At 55.1% G+C, this 22,761-nt stretch carries 19 protein-coding genes; all 19 read right to left on the bottom strand.

Features of this window, described 5'->3' with window-relative positions:
• Window positions 1–20: 20 nt before the first annotated feature.
• A complete protein-coding gene (locus tag BMZ40_RS02730; protein ID WP_177192988.1) occupies window positions 21–581 on the bottom strand; it encodes an acyltransferase in 561 nt (186 codons plus the stop codon).
• Window positions 582–589: 8 nt separating this feature from the next.
• Window positions 590–1,426 (bottom strand): acyltransferase, encoded by an 837-nt coding sequence (locus BMZ40_RS02725; protein ID WP_092372600.1) that lies wholly within the window; start codon window positions 1,424–1,426, stop codon window positions 590–592.
• A gap of 17 nt (window positions 1,427–1,443) precedes the next feature.
• The gene (locus BMZ40_RS02720) at window positions 1,444–2,583 is read right to left on the bottom strand and encodes a glycosyltransferase family 4 protein (protein WP_092372599.1); all 1,140 of its coding nucleotides are present in this window, start codon (window positions 2,581–2,583) and stop codon (window positions 1,444–1,446) included.
• Window positions 2,580–3,758 (bottom strand): glycosyltransferase, encoded by a 1,179-nt coding sequence (locus tag BMZ40_RS02715; RefSeq protein WP_092372862.1) that lies wholly within the window; start codon window positions 3,756–3,758, stop codon window positions 2,580–2,582. Before BMZ40_RS02715 ends, BMZ40_RS02720 begins: the two co-directional genes overlap by 4 nt.
• A 28-nt stretch (window positions 3,759–3,786) precedes the next feature.
• Window positions 3,787–5,034, bottom strand: coding sequence for an O-antigen ligase family protein (locus tag BMZ40_RS02710; RefSeq protein WP_177192987.1), 1,248 nt, complete (start codon window positions 5,032–5,034; stop codon window positions 3,787–3,789).
• Between the two features lie 82 nt (window positions 5,035–5,116).
• Window positions 5,117–6,448, bottom strand: coding sequence for a glycosyltransferase family 4 protein (locus tag BMZ40_RS02705; RefSeq protein WP_092372597.1), 1,332 nt, complete (start codon window positions 6,446–6,448; stop codon window positions 5,117–5,119).
• A gap of 16 nt (window positions 6,449–6,464) precedes the next feature.
• Complete coding sequence (locus tag BMZ40_RS02700; protein ID WP_092372596.1) at window positions 6,465–7,553, bottom strand: lipid II:glycine glycyltransferase FemX; 1,089 nt, start codon at window positions 7,551–7,553, stop codon at window positions 6,465–6,467.
• Window positions 7,540–8,124, bottom strand: coding sequence for an acyltransferase (locus tag BMZ40_RS02695; protein WP_092372595.1), 585 nt, complete (start codon window positions 8,122–8,124; stop codon window positions 7,540–7,542). The genes BMZ40_RS02700 and BMZ40_RS02695 overlap by 14 nt, the downstream gene beginning before the upstream one ends.
• Window positions 8,125–8,176: 52 nt before the next feature.
• Entirely contained in the window at window positions 8,177–9,295 is a 1,119-nt protein-coding gene (locus BMZ40_RS02690) for a glycosyltransferase family 2 protein (protein ID WP_092372594.1), read from the bottom strand.
• Window positions 9,292–10,530 (bottom strand): DegT/DnrJ/EryC1/StrS family aminotransferase, encoded by a 1,239-nt coding sequence (locus BMZ40_RS02685; RefSeq protein WP_092372593.1) that lies wholly within the window; start codon window positions 10,528–10,530, stop codon window positions 9,292–9,294. Before BMZ40_RS02685 ends, BMZ40_RS02690 begins: the two co-directional genes overlap by 4 nt.
• On the bottom strand, window positions 10,527–11,555 hold the full coding sequence (locus BMZ40_RS02680) for a FemAB family XrtA/PEP-CTERM system-associated protein (protein WP_092372592.1): 1,029 nt from the start codon (window positions 11,553–11,555) through the stop codon (window positions 10,527–10,529). The genes BMZ40_RS02685 and BMZ40_RS02680 overlap by 4 nt, the downstream gene beginning before the upstream one ends.
• On the bottom strand, window positions 11,552–12,448 hold the full coding sequence (locus BMZ40_RS02675) for an XrtA system polysaccharide deacetylase (RefSeq protein WP_092372591.1): 897 nt from the start codon (window positions 12,446–12,448) through the stop codon (window positions 11,552–11,554). The genes BMZ40_RS02680 and BMZ40_RS02675 overlap by 4 nt, the downstream gene beginning before the upstream one ends.
• A gap of 76 nt (window positions 12,449–12,524) precedes the next feature.
• Window positions 12,525–13,748 (bottom strand): TIGR03016 family PEP-CTERM system-associated outer membrane protein, encoded by a 1,224-nt coding sequence (locus tag BMZ40_RS02670; protein ID WP_092372590.1) that lies wholly within the window; start codon window positions 13,746–13,748, stop codon window positions 12,525–12,527.
• A gap of 64 nt (window positions 13,749–13,812) precedes the next feature.
• Window positions 13,813–15,000 carry an XrtA/PEP-CTERM system-associated ATPase gene (locus tag BMZ40_RS02665; protein ID WP_092372589.1) on the bottom strand — a complete coding sequence of 396 codons (1,188 nt, stop codon included), beginning with the start codon at window positions 14,998–15,000 and terminating at the stop codon, window positions 13,813–13,815.
• An 8-nt stretch (window positions 15,001–15,008) separates the two neighbouring features.
• Complete coding sequence (locus BMZ40_RS02660) at window positions 15,009–15,809, bottom strand: XrtA-associated tyrosine autokinase (protein ID WP_092372588.1); 801 nt, start codon at window positions 15,807–15,809, stop codon at window positions 15,009–15,011.
• Window positions 15,810–15,845: 36 nt separating this feature from the next.
• Complete coding sequence (locus BMZ40_RS02655; protein WP_092372587.1) at window positions 15,846–17,315, bottom strand: XrtA system polysaccharide chain length determinant; 1,470 nt, start codon at window positions 17,313–17,315, stop codon at window positions 15,846–15,848.
• Window positions 17,316–17,336: 21 nt separating this feature from the next.
• On the bottom strand, window positions 17,337–18,152 hold the full coding sequence (locus BMZ40_RS02650) for a polysaccharide biosynthesis/export family protein (protein WP_245751012.1): 816 nt from the start codon (window positions 18,150–18,152) through the stop codon (window positions 17,337–17,339).
• 32 nt (window positions 18,153–18,184) lie between these two features.
• On the bottom strand, window positions 18,185–19,561 hold the full coding sequence (locus BMZ40_RS02645) for a TIGR03013 family XrtA/PEP-CTERM system glycosyltransferase (protein ID WP_092372585.1): 1,377 nt from the start codon (window positions 19,559–19,561) through the stop codon (window positions 18,185–18,187).
• A gap of 9 nt (window positions 19,562–19,570) precedes the next feature.
• Window positions 19,571–22,225 (bottom strand): XrtA/PEP-CTERM system TPR-repeat protein PrsT, encoded by a 2,655-nt coding sequence (prsT, locus tag BMZ40_RS02640; protein ID WP_092372584.1) that lies wholly within the window; start codon window positions 22,223–22,225, stop codon window positions 19,571–19,573.
• Window positions 22,226–22,761 lie beyond the last annotated feature (536 nt).

Genomic DNA, 22,761 nt, shown 5'->3' with positions numbered 1-22,761 from the left:
GATCGAGGCCTGTCGCACGGTTAGAAAAGCTTTCTTATCAGACGGGCCGGGTTGCCGGCGTGGACTTCGTAGTCTCCCGTTTTCTTCACGACAACGCTGCCCGCGCCGATAATGTTCTGTCTCCCGATGTCCGCCATAACCACCGAAGCCTGCCCGATCCAACTGTTCTCACCAACGGTGATCTGCTCGAAGACGCCGCCTGACTGCCATAAAATAGGCACGTCTTTCTGGAACGAGGCGTGCTGACGTCTCCCGCTCAAAATATGAGAGTTGGGGCTGACGGCGACATTGTTTCCAATTTTTGCATTCCCAATGATGCAGTATGTCGAAATAAAGACATCATCATTTATTTCTGCACTCGGCTGACTAAAATATGATCCATAATCAACATACAACCGTCTCCCGCATTTTTTCAAAGTGAGGCGATAAAAAGCCGATCTCAGATAGCCGCCAACTTTTCCGGGCAAAAGTGAGAGAAGTTGTCCGGTCGTGGTGAACACGCCCCTGCTGTTGGTGACGCGATACGGCACCGCGAACGGGAAGGCGATCGCAAGAAAAACATAACCCACATATTTCTTCACATTTTGCCTTAACATCTGTCACTTTTCCCATGCATCGGATACTTCCCAGCGTCCACTTCCCGATGTGCCTTGAAATAGGACTCGTATCGCTCCGGCCCGACAATTTCCTTGAGTTCTTCTGGGATGGGGAGCTTCCTTTCCACTTTCCACGGGTTCCCGCTAACCAGACAGAAAGGCGGGACCGTCTTGTTCAGATGCGTTCCCAGCTTAGCCACCACCCCATCTCCGACAACTGTACCAGGATAAATCGCAGTTTCCAAAGTGAGCCAACAAAAATCTCCGACGATCACCGGACGGATGGTTTCAGATGTGGGACAGCCTCCTGCGCTTTGCATCCTTGCCATCATGTCATCGATCTGATGTCCGGGATTGTCTGCTATGAAGGGGGAAACGATCATGCAATACTTTCCTATCGTAACTTTCCTTCCCACACGAAATTTGACTAGCGGTCCAATATAAGTATTGTCCCCTATGTGCAGTTCTGGCTTGTCCAGCACCTTGAGACCTACGAAAGCGACATTGTCGAACATCGTCACGTTAGATCCGATATGTATCTGCAGGTCTCCCAAAATTTTCGAACTTCCGTTGCCGGCATAGTGCATTTTAAAATTCGCCCCAACAGAGACGCACTGTGACTTGAACATTGGTTCGTAATAAACGACTCGCCAGAACTCGTGCCACAAGGTAGTCCGCAGCACCCACTCTCGATAGAGAAAACCATGCAGGGTCTTGTCCATGGGAAAGGATATCCCGCGAACCACTTTGGCAACGGTATACAACCGCTCGTAAAATGGCGTTTCACGCCGCCGAATTTTTACGGATAATTCGTGCCAACTCAATGCCATCTCTGTATCTCCCAACTTTAAGCTTGCACGCCCGTTGCAGTGCGAACATTTAACACCTCTTGATATAGGTCGAGAATCCTCCGGGTGCGTAGGGCTGGGCTAAATTCATCCATAACACGCTGTTTCCCGGCTTGGCCATGCGAGTCGAGGAGAGCACGGCTCTGCAGCAGTGAGCACATGGCCGAAGCCAGTTGATCGGAATTCTTAGGCTCAACAATAAGACCTGTGACCCCGTCCATGACAACTTCGGGAATCCCTCCCACGCGCGTTGCCACCAGTGCTTTTCCGAAAAGCATGGCCTCAAGGGCCACGTTAGGCATACCCTCGCTCAAGGATGGCATTACCACCAGATCCATGGCACGGTAGTACTCCGCCACATCCTTGACGTGCCCAGTAAAATGAATGGCTCCGGCCAGCCCGAGGGCAGCCCCCTCTGCCTCGAGAGCTTGACGGTCCTGCCCGTCACCAACCAGGATTCCAACCAACTGTGGAAAACGCGCACGGGCCAACGCCAGGGCCTGCAAAAAATACGTCTGCCCTTTTTCCGGACTAAACCTTCCGACCACCCCCGCCACAAGGGCCTGCGGAGGGATGTCGAGGGCGGCCCTCACGTTACGCCCCGAATTTTCGATATTTATTTCAGCGGGATCGACAGCGTTGGGAATCACCCGGATCTTATCCGCAGACACGAAAGCCAGCCTTCGACTGATAGAATCAGAAACTGCCACTATCCTCGTGGCAAAAGGCACCAGTGTCTTTTCGAGGCAGTGGTACATTCGCATCTTCATGTTTTCAGAGGTCCAACCATGTACGAAAGCTATCCAGGGGAGACCCGTACGCCAATGCAGCGCCGCACACAGCACATGACTTTTGTATCCGTGCGACTGAAGCAAGTTGCATCGCTCATTGCGCACGATCTGCAAGGATTGACTGATCAAACACGGATCAAAAGTGAGCTTTTGGCGTAGAGGAACGACCCTGACTCCCGCGTTTTCGATGGCATGGGTAAACTCAGTCTTGCCATTGTGGCCAACCACATAAGTAATGCATAAGGGATGACAAAACTCCAACCCGTCGTTCCTAAAAAACTGCACAAGGCCCTTACCCGGTCCCCCCAGTATAGTTGAAGCCATCGCGATAAAAACCCTGGGTTTCATGCAACGCTCCTTTTCTGAAGCAGGAGAGAATCGATCCATCTGGATAGAATTTCGGCCTTCATCACCCACGCCTCGCGTTCGATCCAATCTGACTGATGCTGTTTCCTGCCTGTCTGCAAAGCACCCATGATCGCTGCGTCAAATTCCTCCGCTCCCGCAGCCATGTACAAAATTTCCCTGAACTCCATCACTCCCGGCAGCGGGGTGGTCACGACCGGAATATCCAGAGCCAAGTATTCCTTCAGCTTGAGCGGGCTGATTCCCGCCGTGCTCACGTCGACGACATAGGGGAGAATGGCCACATCGAAGGCGGCGGCATGACCCGGAAGCTCTTCATAGGAAACCGCCGGGACGTGCCGGAAATTTCCAAACCGAGTCAATTCCACGAGGGGCACCTGAGCATTACCGATAAAGACGAAAGTCCACTCTGGTCGCCGCTCGACGAGGCTCGAAACAAGACCCCAATCCATGCGGTTATCGAGCAGGCCAAAAAAACCGATCACCGGAGAGGTCATGGGGCCATCGACCGCCGCCCTAACAGCAACCGTCCTTGCCCGTCGAAAATGCTCCAGATCAACACCATGGGTTAAAAGCCGCGTTTGACCTTTACGCGCCGGACGTGTTCGCACCAAATGATCCGAAACCGCGACAACCAACTCCGCCTGATCAAGCAGTTTTTCTTCCAAGGACTGCACAAACTCCGGAATGTTCATGTCCGGCCAATTGGCGAAGTCGTCTACACAATAGTAGACCACGGCGCTCTCGCCGAGGCTTCCGACAAATTCGGACGCAAGGGGCTGCGTTGTGAGCAACACCGGATCGCGCATTCCCCATTCCCGCATGGCGGCTTGGACCGAGCGAGTCACGCTCCACCGGTTGAAGGCCCGCGCCACAGAAACTGTGCTGAAAGGGATCATCACGGGTGCAATCACCCGCAAGCCTTCCGGCAAGCTCTGCTCACTGCCCGATGCCGGCACAGTCCAGGACACGATCTTTTCAACGGCTCTCTTCACGTCGTACGTTGTCAAGCGCGGCAACCGCATGCCTATGGTGTTGACCCAGAGGATCCTGTTTTGAGGCAGAAAATGCTGCATGATGTGCTGACAGCTGAAGGGATGGCGCCCCCAGTCGTCGGAAAAGACGATAAAATCCCTGCCACTCAAGACTGCAGCCATGTCCTCACCTAGTCTTTTTTTCGAAGCTTTACGCATAAGGTTTCCGCAACGACAATTTAGGACGACTCTTGTCTGCCACAATTTCTCGGTTTACAGGTGCCTGCATCCTGAATGATAACGCGCACAAGGCCGTGATCAGCGCCAGAAAATAGAACAAGACCGATGAATAAGCTTGAGATAGGAAGATAGAAGAGATGCAATACGCATAAAAACCGACCTCCAGCCCGGAAACTGTGGCTAGCAAGAACGGAGATCTTTCAAAAGGACTAGGTGTAATCTGAAGCTTTCGCGCTACAACAATGCTTTTGGCGAGCATCATCAGGTATACTATTAAGCCCGGCAATCCCAACTCCACCCCAATCTGCAAATAAGAATTATGTGCTGTGCTCCATTTCCATCCGCCTTGACCTTTATGAAGAAGCCCTTCGGCAACTTGATATTGTCCCATTCCCGCACCAATCAGCGGATTGTCGATTATCATGCCAAGCCCTCGCTTCCATAGTTCGATGCGCCCCCCCCCGGCCTGGTAGTTGTAGTCGCTCTCGTCGACAATCGTTCCCATTCTCTGCCAGTATTCAGGGCCTGCGAAACTCAGGGCCGTAAACACGACAAAAATGGAAAGGAGGAGGATCTTCAGCTTTTTCTGCCGTTCTTTGAGCAGGATAACCACAAATATGGAAGCAAGGCTGACAAAACCGCCCCGGGAGGCCGTACTTATGACCACGACGATCATCAAAGCCATCATCAAGTAACAACAGACCATGCGAAACTTGCCGCCGCTCCGGGAAAGATAAAAGGCGAGAGGTATGAAGCAATTCATTAAGTATGCGATATCGTTAGGATCATATGTACTCGAAATCTGCAAGCGCCCTCCGGCATGCCCCAACATGCCCAAAGTGCCGAGCAAAAACACGGAAAGCAGCCCCGCAAAGACAATTCCCCTGATGTCCCGTTCATCTTTCATGACAAGCAGGAGAACGAAAAAGGCAAATATATTATTTAAATAGCTATTTGAAATAAAATTCCAACTTCCTCCTGGCCAGACGCTGAAGGGCACAGTCAACAAGGCCAACACCAAGATCACGAACAAAAGCCTTGGCTGGGGCAGGATACGCATCTTGAATCTAAGATCAGCAAGGTCGAGGGTGGCCAACAGAATCAATGCGTTCATGACCAGGGCAACGAGCCCTAAACGCAAAGGGGCCAATACAGGAAACAGTTCTTGCACGCGTCCAACAAACACCAAGATTAACAGGCCGGCAGCCAGGACAGGCATTCGCACTCCGGGAGATTGTCGAGTGTAGAGGCCTGCGGACGCACTGAGCTGTGACATCCGTGGAGCGGCCTGTGTTATTATATTATGCTGCATTGATCCCATCCAATATGCCGGCGAGCAGTGAAGTCTGGTTGCGTCGTTCAAAAATGCTAACGTCACAGACATACTCAGTCCTACTCAAATAGCCTTCATACAATCGAGCAAGAGCGTGTCTGATGCCTTCGATATCGCCCGGCTCCACGGCTATCCCACATCCCGAAGACGCGATCAGCGCCGCCGTGGCACCAGCTTCTGTCAAGGCCAAAACAGGACGGCCAGCAGCCATGTACTCGTATGTCTTGGCCGGAATTTGATAGGGCTGGTCCGGAGCAAGCAGCAAGAGCACGCTGGACTGACACATAATCTGGAGAGCCCGTGCATAATCGACCTTGGCAGATATCGAAACCACGTCCCCAAGTTCGTTATTCTCGATCATCGCGCGGACAGGCGATCCAGAGGCGTTCTCCGTGTCGCCGACGAAATGAACTTCCACATCCGCGGACGATAACCCCTTCTCATCCATGAACAGCGCCAGGGCGCGCAGAAAATTTTCAGGATTGCGCTGCATGTAGAAGGTTCCCAAGTAAGAGATGGAAAAAGCGCGGCTTTCCTCTCTTCGCATTGAGGGGAAATCAGCCAAATCATACCCATTGTGAACCACATGGACGCTATCAGGAGATAGAAAGTTATTCTCGCTTAGCAAAGCAGACCGAAAAAAGTCGTTTGTAGTGACCACTGCAGCCGCATGCCGCAAAATGCGGGTCTGAAGCTTAAACTCAACGTCCAATAACCTCTGCGGCTTGAAGAAATCCGTATTGTATCCATGCCTGAGAAGCCACGGATCCCTGAAATCGATGACCAGCTTCGCCCCGGTCAGCCGGGACAGCAGATAGGCCAGCAAGATTGAACTGCGCGGAGGAGCCGATACCACAATGCGCTGGATGTCGTGCGCCCTGATCAGGGCCAGTCCTTTTTTAAGAGCCGGAAAAAGCCAGTAGAGTTTGTCATCTGGAAACCAGTTGAGATAGAACAACCAACGCTTCAAGCCAGAGTGCCTAAAAGTCGTGGTCATTCCTGGTTTGCCACCGGACGAAGTTGAGGCTGATGGTGTTTTCTTGTTGGCGCGAAGCCCATCGCGCAAGTCGATAAGTAACTGCAAAGGAGTTCGCCAGAAAGAAGTCCGCTCAACGACAGCCGCCTCTATATCTTTCAAACGATCATTGTCGATGGAAGGATAATGGCATTCTTTCACTGTCAGGACAAAAGGCTTCCAGCCATGCTCTGGAAGGTATTTGACGAACTTCTGAGTGCGTAAGGTCCCCACGGAAGAATCCGGAGGAAAATGATAAGATACGAAAACAACGTTTTTATTCATAATGTAGACTATTTAATTACAATTTAGCAACATGCGATCTATCCACAAAAGAATGAACTTTTTTATACGTATTATAAGCAAGCGGCAGAGCAAAAACTTCCGCAAAACGAAAAATTTTATATAAAATCGGACGTAAAACATAGTCATAATATCCATCAAGGACTACAAATTCGGGACAAAATTTCTTTTTAAATTCATAAACACCATAACCCGGATCATTCAAGCTCGGATTGCGACCTGTCGCCGTCCCTCGAAAATCATATCTCTTACATCCATTTTCTAAAGCTGACGTAATCATATCCCACTGTACTGCACGACTTGCTCGGAAATTATAACCATTTTCATCCGTCGCAGCATACATTAACCATGATTTTTTACCGAATCGCAAGCTCATACCGCAAGCAATGCGCTCACCATCAATTTCAGCAAAAGAAATATCTGCCATTTTATTATTACAAAATACTGTAAAAAGCTTTTGAAAAAAAGGTTTCGCGTGACATGCAATACCTTTTTGCAGTGACATAGAAACCATCAACCTATAAAAATCATCAACATCATCAATACCGCCTTTCACGAAAACAACCCCCCGCTTTGCGGGATAGTTGATTTGGTTCCTTTGCTTAGTACCAAAAGCATCAAATACTTGAGCAGTCCCACCGGATGTATCAAGCCAAAAAACGTACTTAGGACAATTCCAAAATGACCATTCTTCAGGCAATCTACGAAGGCCACGAAAGACGTCGGTCCCAATTTCACCCTCCCTGACATATGGATCCATTCGTAAAGTTATTCCGTTCGGATAGTAGCTCTTAACAGCACAAAGCAAAGAGTCCATAACTTCTAAATCATTCATATCTAAAACGGGCCCACGCGGAGCGTACAAAAGACATTCCTTTCCAAGTACACCACGGGTAAGAACCTGCATCGCACCACATGGAGCACCATCTCGCAGAGCAAAAAAACGCATCGGACGCCAACCTTGCTGCTCCTTAAAAACACCCCACGCCCACGATTGCATAAAATGACCATAGGTATGATCACTTACATATTCATCCCAGTTTTGTTGATCGCGTTCTTCGCAAATTATAACTTTAAGACTCATCATCACACTTCCAAGGATATCGAGTTTTCTCCTCCATTTCTATCCAATATTGCTTTTTCGGCGCAAGCTTCAAAAGCGCTTCATCTAGCAGCAGGATTTGCTTGGCTGGTATTCCAGCCACAATAATTCTGGGAGCAACATCACGATGCACAACTGCACCAGGAGCGACCACCGCTTCTTCACCAATGTGGACACCAGGCAATATGATCGCCCCCGGACAAATTGATGCCTTTTTATCAATAATCACTCTTGAATATTTATTTGGCATACCTTCTAAGTACGGCACATATACACCATCATGACTAACTATAATTACACCGACCCCAATCCGAGCTCCATCTTTAATATTTATTAACCATGGTCTCGACTCTTCTAAAAATGCACCCTGGCATATATAAACTTTTCTTCCAATCTTTGTACCACGTAATTTATGAAAAAAAATACGCCAAGAGTTGAATGGGGCCCACATTGCAAGAACATGCAGAAAAGAAGTTGCACGAGAACTCCATCGAATTATCCTGTAAAATTCTTTTAGATAATACCAAATTTTTAACTTATTTTTATTTGATTTCATTTTTAGCAAATATATTATTTACATAATTGATTTATAATAAATAATGAAATATTTAATTTGTTCTTGGTTCCCATTTTACAAAAGTTTCCCCTATAATTAATTTATACAAACCAATCAATGCAGCCCAGTGCAAAACAAAAAACACCCAAGCGACTCTTGCAATACCATCTTTCCCTTTTGATCCCAGCCAAGCAAAAGAAACCAGCCAGAAGAGACTGACAAAAGAAAGCGTGGGAAAGAAATTAAAAAGATTAAAAAAGGCACTCAGACCCAAAGCACCGAGCATAGGCAGAGTAATCCATCGTAAAATTTTATGAGAAGCCATTTGCCATGCATAACCATATTGTCCGTCTCGAATTATTCCACCTAAATGACGCAAACACACATGCCATGATTGAGCCATGATCCGGGTCTGACGTTTCAATTCCGCATCTCCATCATCTTCACAGGCCTCGACCACGAGAGCCAAAGGTTCGCTCACAGCCTTCAAGCCTTTTGAGACCACTTGGATCGGATGTAGCAGATCATTGATAAATTCAGGTTTAAGCGGCTCAAAAACATCCCGACGCAGGGCATAGATCGCTCCATCCGCTCCAACAATGGAAAAAAGCCTGCTCTCGCCTTCCTTGATCCATTCTTCATAGCGGCGATAAACGCCGCCCAATGTTTCGTTTCCTTCGGAATCCACGTAAATGCTGCGGCCACTGACCAAGCCGACTGTGGCGTCGGCAAAGGGAGCCACCAGTTTTCGGATACTTGCAGGACGAAACATGGAATTCGCGTCCGTAAAAACGAGAATTTCGCCTGTGGCTTCTGCAGCACCCCGATTCAAGGCCAAGGTTTTCCCGCCACGCTCTTCTTGAATGAAAAGACGCACCCGAGTTATTGCGAAGGAGCGAACAATCTCCTCTGTCTGATCAGTACACCCATCGGAAATCACGATCAGTTCAATACGGTCTTCCGGGTAGTCCAGTGCCAGGAAATTTTCTATCTTCTGCCGAATGACCGGCTCTTCGTTGTACACGGACAAGAGCACGCTGATGCGTGGGACAACGCCCTCGTCACGCAAAATTCTCTTGCCCCACACGGCTGCGGCAACTCGAACCAGAACAGGATATCCGGCAAACGCATACGCAAGAGCAGCGAAGGAAAGCCAGAACAGCGTGCTCATGCCGCGACCTCCTTGAAGCCTGCGCACTTCTCCAGAGGCAGTTCCCCGAAAATCCGCACGATGGCCTTTATGTCGTTGTCGCGCACGTGGCCGTGGGTCGGCAGGGTCAGGAGGTTTTCGGCCAGCATCTCGGCCGTCGGATACTCCCCGGCGGACGTTATATAACGCGCGAGCTTCGGGATGTGGTGCAAGGCCAGGGGATAGGAGCGGATCACGCCCAGGGCTTTCGCTCGAGACGCGAAATCCCCTGGCCAGGCACCTGAAACAGGCAGGACGGGCAGGCGCAGATACACGGGATAGGTTCCATCGGCAGCCTGAATGACACGCACGCCGGGCGCTTCCCGCAAGGTTTCTCTCAGGGAGGCGGCAGTGCTGCGGCGCCCTTCGTTCAGGGCGTCCAGCCGGTCAAAAACACTGCGAGCCATGCCGATCCGAAACGCGTCCAGACCTTCAAGGCTGAAATCAGGATCGAAAACCGAGCGTCCGATCCCCAGAAACGGCAGGGAGGCCGGCAGCCAGTAGGCCCGGGGATGGAGCATGACCATGAGCGCCAGCGCCAGCGCCAAGTTCCGGGCGGTCCGAATTCTGCCGACCGCCGCGAAAAGCGCGGGCATCGCTCCAAAAGCGTCCGCCAGGTCCTCGCGGTCGGTCAGAATGATTCCCCCGTCCACGGCGGTGATGTTCTTGCCCCGGCTCAGGCTGAAAAGCCCCACGTCGCCCATGGTTCCGGCCAACTCCGCTCCAACCCGAGCGCCCATGGCCTGCGCGGCGTCATCCAGAAGAACCGCGCCATGGGCACGACACAATTCACGCAGAGGGCGAAGATCCAGCGGATATCCGAAAAGATGGCAGGCCACGACGCACAATGTCTTGCGGTTCAAGGCTTTTTCCAGGCTGACCATATCCGGGGCCAGGGTCCAGGGGTGCAGATCGTAAAGGCCGACCTTGAGCCCCGCATTGACCACGGCCGAGGGCACGGAAAAGGAAGTGAATGCTGGCAGCAGCACCTCGTCCCGCTGCGGGCAAAGCGTGCGCATGGCACGCAGCGAGGCCGAGAGTCCGGCCCGGCCGGAGGTCGTAAAAAAAACATGCCGCGCTCCGAACCGCCGTTTCACCTCACGCCGCAGGGATTCCGCGCCCTGGCCGGTCATCCACGCCCTGACCCCGGCCGCGATATCGGCGGGACGCAGCGGCGAGGCGCTGGGCGGCAGCATACGCAAGTAGGGGCCGTTCATGGGATGTCCCGTACGATCAACGGACCGAGGGTGCGGGTCATGGCCAGGGGCAGACGCCGCCACAGGCTGATGGCCATGGAAAACCTGGGGTTGCTGTTGCTCAGGTTCGGCAGCTTCGCCCCCGAGGACAAGAGGTAGTGCCATTGCAGTATTTCGGGCCGCGCCCCCCATTGTTCCTTGAATTTGAACGTCCCGGAGCAAAGGGAGGACCGGCCGAGGTCAAACCGGCGCAGCCCCAGGCGCAGGCCATGGCGAATGGCCTCCCAGTACATGAGATTGTTGGGGCAAAGAGAGTTGTAGTCCCGGATGGACGAGGCCCAGGGAATTTCCAGAGTCTCCCCGTGCCAATAGAGCAGCCCGGCGGCGATGGGCTCGCCCTGCCTTCTGATCAATACGATCCGGGTCACGCCGGGCAGACCGGCCAGGATGTTGGCAAAAAACGAGCGCGCATACACGGGAGTGCCCAGATCCCTCATGTTGCGCACGAACACGGTGTAAAAATCGTCCAGCAGTTCTTCCTCGCCCCAGACCGTCTCCAGGCCGGCTTTTTGCGCCTTGCGGATCTGATTGCGGACCTTGGCGTTGAAACCCGTCCACATCGCCTCTTCGCTTTGGGCCAGGGCAAGCACCATGGCCACCTTGTGCCTTCTGGCGGGCAGATCCGGGTTCACGGTCTGGGTGTGCCTGAGCTCCACGTGACGCGCCTTGAGCCGGGAACGCAATTCCCCGGCGGCTTCCAGCAGGGCCTGGCTTGAAGCCTGGTCCCGGCAGAGCAGTCCGCCATAGGTTACAAAGGGCAGGGAAACCAGAAAATTACCGAAAACGCCGCGCATGTGCACCAGCGGTAAAACACCGCTTATGGCGCCGTTTGTCCTGGCAGCCAGAAAATAGGTTTCATGCCCGAAACTGCGCTCCAGAATAGCCCGCCATGCATGGTTGTAATACCCTGCCGCACAGGGCATCGATTCAACGAAGCGATCCCAGTCCGCTGCCGCGCCCTGAAAGGTTTCCGTGCGTACGCTCATGGCAGGGGAACCTCCGGGCGGGTCGCGCTCGTGCTCTCATCGCCGTTTCCCCCGTCCAGCCCCAGCACCCTGGCCATGGTGTCGAAACGCAGCTCGCCAAGGAGGCTGCGGACCTTTTCTTCCGTCGTGTCGAGGTTGAGATAATGCCGGAAACGGGACCTCATCCGGGCCTTGATCCGCGGCTGATCTGGGTCCATCTCCCACGGATGGAAATAGAGAACCACGGGCTGCTTTTCCGCAGTGTTGACGCTGCGCATCCCCCACAGCACGACCCCCGCAGGGAGAAGGCGCAGATAGCCGCCTCCGGCGATGGGCAGGGTGATCCTGCGACCCGCGAAGTTCACCGACAGGGTGGTCAGGGGAAATTCGCGGATGCTGCCGCCAGGACGAACGATATCGTAGGGAAATCGCCGGGAGCCCGGAATGCCGTAATTGTCGTGGACAATGGGGAAGATGCTCGAATCATAGGCAAAGCCTTCCTCGATGAGGATGTCCAGAGCCCACATGGAGTTATTGGTGATGGAATAGCTTGGGGCTCGGTAACCCAGAACAGGAACGCCGGTCAGGTCTTCGAGCAGGGCCTTGCACCTGCGCACATCGGCGCGGAAGGCGTGAGGTTCCAGATTGTAGATGAGTTCGTGGCCATAGCCGTGGCAGGCCACTTCGTGACCGCCGTTTGCGATGGCCTGCACCACGCCCGGAAAATGTTCCGCCACCCAGCCAAGGACGAAGAATGTGCCCGACAGGGAGAATTCATCGAGCAAATCCAGCACCCGCCGGGTGTTGTTCTCGACCCGGGAGGGATAGACCACCCAATCCTGCCGCTTCACAACGCCTTCAAAGGCCGTGACTTGAAAATAGTCTTCCACATCTATGGTCAAGGCGTTTTTCATACATCCCCGTCCAACGTTACAGGGTCCGTCGCGCCGCCGCTGCCATCGTCGTCCCGGCATCTTCCCGCACGGCGACCTAGAATGTCATCGTGAGCTGCACTCCGACCCGGTTCACCCGGTATTCTTCCTCCACGTCATCCGAGGAGGAATCCTTGAACCGATACCAGCAGGCGAGTCCCACCCGTTCGCTCAAGGCATATTTGAGGCCCACGTTTGCGTACCATCGCCGCGTGTCGTCATCCGACCGATTCTGAAAATCGTGGGACAGCCCCATGGAGGCGGTCAGTCGCTCGCTCAGCTCATGGGCCAGGCTCATTCCCAGCACCGTCCTGCGCACCTCCTCTCCGTCCTCGCCGTCATCGTTCCTGTCTTCGTACTCTTCCAGGGTGGAGAACACGCTGGCCGTGGTTCTGGACCAAGTCTTGGTCAGCCGCACGGTGCCGAACCTGCGCTCATAGGTTTCGCCCGTGTCCGGATCGTCCTCGAAGGACACTCCCGTGTTCATATGCAGGAGCACGGACCCGAAATCATGATCCAGACCCGCATCCCAGAACAGGCTTGTGGAGCTGGTATCGCGGTCCCGGTACCGGGTATGCTGGGGCCCTGCCTTCAGGTACACGATGCCGTTTTCGGCGTACGCATAACGGCCGCCGAGATAGATGATATTGCGGTCCAGCGTCTCTTCTTCCCAGAGTTCCTGGGTGTACGAATAGCCACTGAGCAAGGCCGTCTGCGCGGTCAGTTCGTATTCCGCGTCCACGAATCCGCGATGAATGTTCTTGGAGTCCCGATCTTCCTCGTCGTACCAGATGTTGCTGTAGGCGTACCCGACCTTGGCCTGACCGCGCTCTCCGAAGCGCGGGGTGATGTAGGGAGAAAAAGTGAAGATGTTCTGCTGCAGCTGGTCGATGGTCGAGTCCTCTTCCACGGCTTCGCCGCGCGTCCGGTCCTGATTGACCAATCGGTATGTGTCGCGGACGTCCAGAAAGAAAAATCCTTCCCAGACATCCAGCAGGCCATGGAGCATGGCGTCGTGGTTGAATTCCTGATCCCGGGTCCCGGAAGCGTAATGGTTCCACGTTCCCCTGTAGCTCGTCTCCAGCAGCGTGCGCGCGCCCTCGTGTCTATAGCTCAAACCGGGCCGGACGGAGGTCACGAAATCGTCTTCGCCGTGGCGCTCCTCTTTTACGTTGTCGTTGTACTCTTCGCTCACGCTTAAGGATGCCTTCCACTCGGGGTCTGCCCAGGCAGGAGACACGGCGATCATCAGAAGAAAGGCTGCCATCAGGTAATTTTTCATGGTGCGGTCTCACGTTGAAGTTCGGAATTAAAATGGCCGGTTACGTCCCCCAGGCCGGTTCCAATCAGTTCCCCCACAAGTAATTCCAGATGCTTCTCATGGCCCCGTTGCGTTTCTTCACGTCGACCTCGGCCGGCAGGGGATCGAGCTGCTGCACGATCTCACTGCGCAGTTGCTGCTGCATCGACCGCAGCTCCCGGACCTTGGTCTCCAGGGACTTTTCCAGCCTGTCCACCCGTTCCTGCATGTCGAGCATGGCCGCATGGTCCCAGACGGGCATGAATTCCAGTTCCTCGATGCGTTTGTTCATGGACCCGATGACGCTCAATATCCTGGACTGCGCTGTCGTATTCCGGGCCACGTCATAGGTGTCCCGTTTCTCTTCGGGCGCTGCGATCGCCGCAGCGGCCTCCGTTTTTTTCGGCGGCTCGGGATTCCAGTACTGAGCCTCGAAGGACAAATCCGCTGCCAGTTCGTGAATCACGCCTCCCTCGATGTTCCGGGTCTGGGAGGAAAAGGCGTCGATCATGATGTAATCGCACAGGATGTTGACAAGCCGGGGGATACCGCGGCTGTATGTCGCGATGGCCTCCACGGCGTCATCGTCAAAGACCAGGGCGGTCTTGTTGCCGGCCTTCTCCAGACGGAAGAGGATGTACTCGCGGACCTCCGCGGCGCTCAGAGGCTGCAGGTGACAGTTGATCTGGATGCGCTGTCGCAGCTGCAAAAGGTCCGGCCGGGCCAGGATGTCGCGCAACTCCGGCTGGCCGACGAGAATGATCTGCAGGAGCTTGTCCCGATCCGTCTCCAGGTTGGAGAGCATGCGCACCTCTTCGAGGATTTCGGCGGACAGGTTCTGGGCTTCGTCGATGATCAGCACGGCCTGGCGGCGCTGGGCATACTGCTCGATGAGAAAATCGTTCAGTTCCCGCAGCAGCGTGGCCTTGTCCCGCCCGTCCGTATCCAACCCGAAATCACCGTTGATCTGCATGAGGAGTTGCAGAGAATCGACACGAGTGTTGAACACCTTGGCCAGGACGCTGTTCCGCAGCTGCGACCGGATCATGTTGCGGATCAGGGTAGTCTTCCCGGACCCCACTTCACCGGTGAGCAGAATGAACCCCGCCCGCTCCTTGATCCCATGCGTCAGATAGGTCAGCGCCCGCTTGTGAGCCCGACTCGGATACAAAAAGTCGGGATTGGGAAGTAGATCGAAGGGTTTTTCACGCAACCCGAAGAATGCTGTGTACACGGGACAGGCTACTCCGCGTAATAGTAGGACGACTTGCTTTGCAGATACGCCCCGTTGTAAACTAGTCCCAGAACCTTCTGATCCAGGGCTTCGATGGCCTCCTCAATCTGATCCAGGCTTGGCATCCCCTCCTTCACGACCAGAATCACGCCGTCGACGATGCTCGCGATGGACCGCGTCTCGGCAAAGGGCAGCACCGGCGGGGTATCGACGATGATGTAACGGTCTCCGTAACGTATCTTCATTTCCCGAAACAGGCTGCGCATGGCGTCGGAAGAGAACAGCTCCACCGGATTGGGGGTGGGTGTGCCCGCAGGCAGGACCGAGAGTTTGCCGATCCCCGTCTTGACCAGCAGTTCACCCACGTCCAGCCCCTCGCGCATGCAATCCGAAAGGCCCTTGCCCGAACCAAGGCCCAGATACTTATGCACGGAAGGCCGCCGAAGATCGGCATCGACGAGCAGGACCGTATGATCATACTCACCCGCAAGGCTGGCGGCCAGATTGACTGCGGTCATGCTCTTGCCCTCGCCCGCGATGGAACTGGTCACGGCAATGAGGTTGTCGAAACGCTCGCGCTTGGTCATCTTGACCAGCGCTTCCTTCAGCTTGCGATACTCCTCCGCCATGGGCGACAAAGGCGCGTTGATGACCACCATGGTCTCCTCGGGCAAGCGAAACCCGCCGACACTGGTCGGCTCGCCCATGGGCGCCCGGGCAATGCCGGACACTTCGGCCCTGTTTCCCTTGCTGTGCAATCCGGATTGCATTCCAGCCGCTTTGGCCAGTGCTTCCTCGATTCTGCTCATTGGTTTTAACTATCCTCTCGTATTCAGGTTTTGGGGCTACAGCCACGGGCCGAGCGCACGGCCAAACAGTGCGTCGAGGGGTGATTTGCCCAGGGCCTCCATGACGCCAATGGTCACCAGCAGGAGAAAGTAGAGCGCCGCGCCGGACAGGAAAATACGGTCCCTCCTCACGCGCTTCCTCTCCTCGTTTGGTTTGGAAATCGCCGGCAGAACGGCCAGCACCCGCTGGTTGAGAACCCGCAGATCGGCCAGGCTCTCCACCGACCCGCGCATGATGTATGGCACCATGATTACGCCTATGCCGATCCCGATTCCGGCCAGGGCTGACAAAAACATGATCGGAATGCGCTTGGGACTGATTGCGGTTTCAGGCACGACAGCCGGATCCACAACCCGGAAGTTCATGGACTTGTTTTCCATCTCCATCTGCTTGGAGACCTCTGACTGACCATAGCGGGTCACGAGCTGACTGTAGATCAGGGTTTCGTTCTCCTTCTTGCGCAAGAGCTCGTTCAGCCCCGTGCGTAGCGTGGGAATCCGGCGCAGAAACTCTGTCTTTTCATCGATGGTCGCAAGCTGGGCCTTCTCTTGAAGCGTGGCGGCATCGATCTCGGCCTGGATCAGAGTTTTGGTTATGCCCCCCGAACCCCCGGTCATGCCGCCCGAAGGACTGTTTTTCATCGCCCTGATCTGTCCCTGCAGCCGCACCACCTTTGGATGCTGGTCCGTATAGGCCGTCAAAAGCGTCGCCAATTGGCGCTCCATATCGACCAGATGCGTGGAGCGGCCCGTTCCGGAAGGCACGAGCTGCAACTTGGTCTCAAGCTCTAGCCTGCGAGCCCGAATGGCCTCCAGCTTTCTCTCGGCGTCAGCGATCTCGAAACGGATGCTGGTCTCGTCTGTCGCCAACTGGAGGCCATGCTCGGCCTTGTACTGATTGATCTCGTCCTCCACCGCGTCGAGGCGCTTCTTGAAGCTCTCTATCTGCTCGGATAAAAAGCGGGTCGCTTCCAGGGATTCATCCCGTTTGGAGGCCGTATTCGACTCGATGTAGACTTGAGTGATGGTATTGACGAAATCACGGGCATAACGCGGGTCGCTGTCCTGAAAGGAGATGAAGAAGATCCCCCGCTTTTCGTCCAGCCTGATGAAAATCCGCTCCCGCAAATCCTTTATGTATGCTTCCCGATCCATATCCGAAGCAAACTCGACATCCTTATCCAGAATGCGCATCACCTTGGAAAGCGTTTCCCGACTCAGCATGGCCACGCCCAACACCTTGATCTTGGCCTCCATGGACGGAGTGGTGGCAATGCCCTTGACCAATTCGCTGATGACGCTCTGCTCGATGAAAACCGTGGACTGCGCTTCGTATTTCCTGGGCAGGACATAACTGATTACAACCCCTAGGGTCATGACCAGCAGAGCCACGGCCACCACGATGCGCTTACGTTGCAGCAAGATCCGCGCATACCTTTCAAATTGCTGATACAGTTCATGATTCATGTGTGGCTCCGCTCCTGCGGCTTAAAAGAAACTTTCCGCGGCAATGATGTAATCCCCGCGACGCAAGACTACATTCTGGGACAGATCGCGACCCTCGGCCAAATCCTGGGCATGGACCGGAATCCGCTTCTCGGCCCCGTCCTCCCGCCGAACTACGACCGTATCGTTCTTCTTGGCGAATTTGTTGAATCCTCCGCACGCCAGCAGGGCATCGAGCACCGTCATTCCGTCCCTGTAAGGCAAGGCCTGCGGCATGTTCACGGCACCGACGACATAGACATAGGGTTCAGGCAGAGCCGGAAAGACAATTATATCGTTGTGGTGCAGAACAAGGTCCTGCTTTAAGTCCCCGTTGCGCAGCAAAAGATCGAAATCCCGATCCATCCGGGCTCCGTCGCGCATTACATGGGCGCCGTGCAGGTCGGCCCGGGCCAAATCCATGCCCGCCAAGAGATGCAGAAGCGAGGTCTTCTGCTTCAGGGGATAAACGCCCGTGACGACGCCTCCGCCGATGATGTAAACCTTGCTGTTCTCGATTCCGACCATGGACACTGTGACCATAGGCTTCTTGACCAGGGCCGAGAGACGGCTGGCGATCTCCTTCTGCAGGGCCTCAGGGGTCAAACCCTCGGCCATGATCTCTCCGGCTCCGGGAAGAGAGATGCGGCCGTCGGGACGCACAAGGGCGGGAACCGTAAGCTCCGGCTCGCCCCACACGAAGACATGCACGCTATCTCCCGCGCCGATGATGTACTCGCCGGCCAAGCCTGTCCCGCCAAGAAGCATCGCGCCGAAAATCAGCACCGCAACCTTGGCCATGAAACATTTCTTCCACATGACGGATCCAATCCCGGTATCAGACGACATCTCTACCTCCCTTTTCCAAGCAATACGACTTTAAATGTTTTAATAACAATGTATAAATCAAGTATTATTGAGATATTCTTTATGTAGTACATATCATAACGAAGTTTCTCAATTGCATCCTCAATGGTTGAACCGTACGGATAAAGCACTTGTGCCCACCCCGTCAGCCCTGGTTTCACATAATGTCGCTCCGAATAGTACGGAATCACTTCCTTCAGCTCACTCACGAACTCAGGGCGTTCCGGTCTGGGACCGACCAGGCTCATGTCGCCTTTGAGGATGTTGATCAGCTGCGGAATCTCGTCCAGGCGGGAACGGCGTAGAAAGTTTCCGACCTTGGTTATGCGCGGATCATCCACCTGGGACCAGACGGCTCCGGTCCCTGCTTCGGCGTCCTCGCGCATGGTGCGGAATTTCATGAGCACGAAGGGCCTGTCGCTCCTGCCGACCCTGACCTGCCTGAACAGCATGGGGCCGGGAGAGTCCAATTTGATGGCCAGCGCGATGAACGGCACGAACGGCATAAAACAGATCAGGCCGACGCTGGCGGCGCTCAGGTCAAAGATGCGCTTGCACAGGCGCAGCATCCAATTCACCTTGAACCCATGACTGAAGATGAACCAGCTGGGTGAGATATTTTCGATGAGCAGCTTGTGCGTCGCGCTTTCATAGAAGGAGGGAGCGTCCACGACCTCGATCCCGGCCATCTTGCAGTTCAAAAGCTCTTCCACCGGGAAAAAGCCCCGCCGCTCGGCCAGGGCGACCACGACCTTGTCGGCCCCGAAATTCTGGGCCAAACGCAACAATCTGCCGATCCTGTCAGGAGCCGTTTCATGCCCGGCCTCTTCGTCTGCCGGGGGGAAAACCGTCGATGTGCAGCTGACCCTGCCAAGCATGACATAGCTCTCCCGATTGGCGTGCATGAATTCCTCCATCTGCACGGCCAGCGGGCCGTCTCCGACGATAAGCACGCGCTTGAGCACTCCCGGGATGACCCTGCGGTACTTGGCGAACAGAAACTCGGCGGACTTGAGTCCGGCAAAGACGCCAAGCCCAAGCACGACAAGACGGATCTCGCTTCCGAGCACACCCGACGACCTGTCCACGACATAAAGCATCGCCATGGTCAGCGAAGTCGCCACGGCTTGGTAATACAAAGCCCTCGGCGCCTTCGGTTTACGGCCAGTGAACCAGAAGACCGACCAGACTCCGACCGAGGGCAGAAGCGTAATGGCCAGAACACTGCTGGCTCCGCGCACGAACTCAAAGTCCCCGGAAAGCGATGCGACGGACGGTGCCAGGATGGCCAGAGACGCACTCAGGGCCAGCAACGCCCAAATGATGTCGTGGGCAAGATTTCGAAATATAATCGGCGACATGCGTCCTCCCTACTTCCCGCTCAAGGCGTGCAGAAGCTTTTCGGCGTCCTCGCGTTCAGCAAAATCGGTCGAAGCCAAGGCCGCTTCAAGCGTTGCTCTGGCTTCGGCCGTACGGCCCAGTTCGGCCTCGGCCAGACCCTGATGAAAAAGGATCCCGGGATTGCCCGGAGCGAGAGTCAATGCCCGCGCGAGTACGCCCAGGGCTTCCTCTGGACGATTGTTACGGATCAGGGCGTAGCCAAGAGTATCGATGATGGCGGGATCGTTGTTCGCAAGAACAAAGGCCGCCATGGCCAGATTCACGGCCTGGGCGCTTTTCGCCTCGTCATCGGCCCAGATCATGGCCAGATTATTCAAGGCCGGGACATGGTCGTGCCGGGCCTGCACGGCCTGGAGATACATCCTGGCCGCGTCGTCGTTCCTGCCAAGCAGTTGCAAGGCCATGCCCTTCCCGGTCAGGGCCTGGGCGCTGGTGGGGGAATGCGTCAAAACCCGATCAAAGGTGGCGAGCGCCTTCTTGGTCTGCCGGCCACGCAGCTGAAACTCGCCCAGCACGACGCCGACCTGATCGTCGGTGGGTTCAAGCGCCCATGCACTGATCAGCACTTTTTCGGCTTCAGCCCGGTTCTGGCGCATCTCAAGAATGCTGGCCAACGGCAGGCAAGACTGCCCCTTGTCCGGCTTCAACTGCATCAGACGCCGGGCGCTCTCCTCGGCCTTGTCCAGATCTCCGGCGGCCATCCACGCTCTCATCCTCTCCACCGTCCCGGAATAGGGGTCGAGCTGCTCAAGCTGGGCATACAAGGCCATGGCCTTGTCCATTTCCTTGCGTGCGACATGCAGCTTGGCCAGGCCCTGAACAATGACCATATTTTTGGGTTGCCGCGTTCGTTCCTGGTCCAGAACCGCCAGGGCCTCGTCGCTTTTTCCGTTTCGCTGCAGGAAACTCGAAAGCATCAGGATCGCCCCGGTGTCCTTGGTGGAGCGAGCCTTTTCGAGCCGGATCCGGGCTTCGTCGAGCTTCCCCTGTTTCTCAAGGACCGCCGCCGAGGCGATCAGGGCTCGCACATCGTTCGGAGCGAAGCCCAGAGCCAAGTCATATTGCGTCACGGCTTCATCAAGCTTATTTCGGGCAAGTTTGGCGATGGCTCCATGAAAATAGGTCTGTAGGAAAGCGGGATCCGCGCCACGTGCCTTGGCCAGATATTCCTCAGCCCCCTCGGCGTCCCTGCGCCCCAATGAGGCCTTGGCCAGGGCGTTATAGAGCACGGCGTCGTTCCGGCTCCCGTTCAGGCCCTCGGTCAGCACGGCCATGGCCTCGTCCGTGCGGCCATTTCTGAAATAATACGAGTGCAGAGCCATGCGCGCATCGACGCCCTCGGGCGATATTTTGATCGCGCTCACCAACTCGTCCTCTCCACTGCGATCTCCCAGGGAGAGCTTTAGCAGCCCCGCCTTGAGCAGCAGTCCATAATGGGATGGCGCCAACCCCATCGCCAGTCTGAATTCGGCCAGCGCCTCATGGGCCTTGCCCTGCATCAAAAGGGCGTCGCCTTTCAGGACATGGCCGCGAAAATCCTCCGGACTGCCTTCGATCAGCTTTTCAGCCGCGCCCATCGCTTCCGGACCACGGCCCTGGCGCAGAAATATCTCGCCCTGCATGATCCTGGCCTGCACGAAGCCAGGACTGTAATCGAGCACAGTCTGGAATTGGGTCACCGCCAGTTCCAGATTGTCGAGGCTGTAATAGACAAGACCAAGCAGGTAGTATGTTTCCAGATCCGGCTTGATGCGCAGGGATTTGCCGAGGTACGTCGCGGCCTCGTCGAATTTACCCTCACGGAAGAGATACAGCCCCATGAGCCGATGCCCTTCGGCGCTGTCGGGATACTCACTCAGCATGGCCTCGGCCGAAGCCCTGGCCTTCTCCCCTTCGCCTTTGTTCATGAGGAGGCTGCCTTGCTTGTAGCGGGCGAATAAATCGGAGGGGTAGATGGAAGAGATGCGGGAATACGCATCAAGCATGGCTTCGGGATCCTTTTCCTGAGCCTCAAGCTGCGCCAGCGCGTGCAGCCCTGATCTGTTGTCGGGATCTTGAGCCAGCAGGTTGTCGAGCATTTTGCGAGCCTCGGCCCTATCCCCCTGAATCATGAAGATCTGGACAAGACCCAGCTTGGCCGAAATCCGGTCGGGCTCGACGGCCAGAGCCTTTTCCAGGTGTCCCTTGGCACTGGCGGGATCCCCGGAAATGGTGGCTGAAATGGCGAGCTGCTCCAAGGCGGCGGCATCATCCGGATGTTCCTGCAAATAGGCCATGATCAAGGGCACGGCCACGGCAGGCTTGTTCTGAAAATTGGCGATCCGGCCCAGCTGATAATTTACTCGGCCGTCATAGGGGTTCTGCAGCAGAACTTTCTGAAATTCCCGCTCGGCCTGCTCCATCTTGCCGGTTTCGATATAAGCCAAACCGAGATTGTATCGCGCCGCGACAAAATTGGGGTCCTTCTCCAAGGCGTTCTTGTAATGGACGATAGCCCCGTTATAGTTGCCCTGCTTGAAAAGCACCTCTCCTTCGGCGTTGAGGGATTCGCTGGTATGTCCCTTGCAGCCAGCAAGCGCGACACAGAGCATGAGCGCAACCGCGAATACAGTACATCTGATCATTCTTCCTCCGTCGAACAAACCTTTTGAAGAGCGGGGCGTTCCTTATGCTGAATAATGCGCCGTGGTCAGTCTTGGGTAGCCGTCCAGGGCGAGCCGCCCGTGCTCGGGCGTCAGGCCCCGAAAAACTTCTCCGATGCGCAGGAACGCGCGGCCGCTCATCCTTCAAAGCGCCGCGAACATCACGCTCCGCCCGCCTCGCCGACGCCGTTGATGTCCTTAGGGATACACACCCAGGCCGCCTCATCAGAGGCAGGGCCGACAGACGCTCATCACGCCCGTCGCCCCCCTAGAGCAAGTTCAATGCCCGGAGGAGAAAAACCTGTTCAAATTTTAATTATTACATTAATTCAAAATGATAAGGAATAAAAAGAGGCCTCGACAGAAGCGCGTGAACACGCAAAAGTGTTGCGCGCAGCAGAAGTGTTGCATCAACATGTAACAGACATCAAATTTCCATTTCTATCTTCATTAGCTGCGCAACAGCTCAAACCAAAACCGTCTTCAAGTGTTAAAAATATCTCGACTTACTGTCGAAA

Origin of the sequence: Desulfomicrobium apsheronum (assembly GCF_900114115.1) — a bacterium.
In the GTDB taxonomy this organism is placed as follows: Bacteria; Desulfobacterota; Desulfovibrionia; order Desulfovibrionales; family Desulfomicrobiaceae; genus Desulfomicrobium; species Desulfomicrobium apsheronum.
Note: the sequence above shows the minus strand (reverse complement) of the source record. Positions and strands in the feature narration are given on the sequence as shown.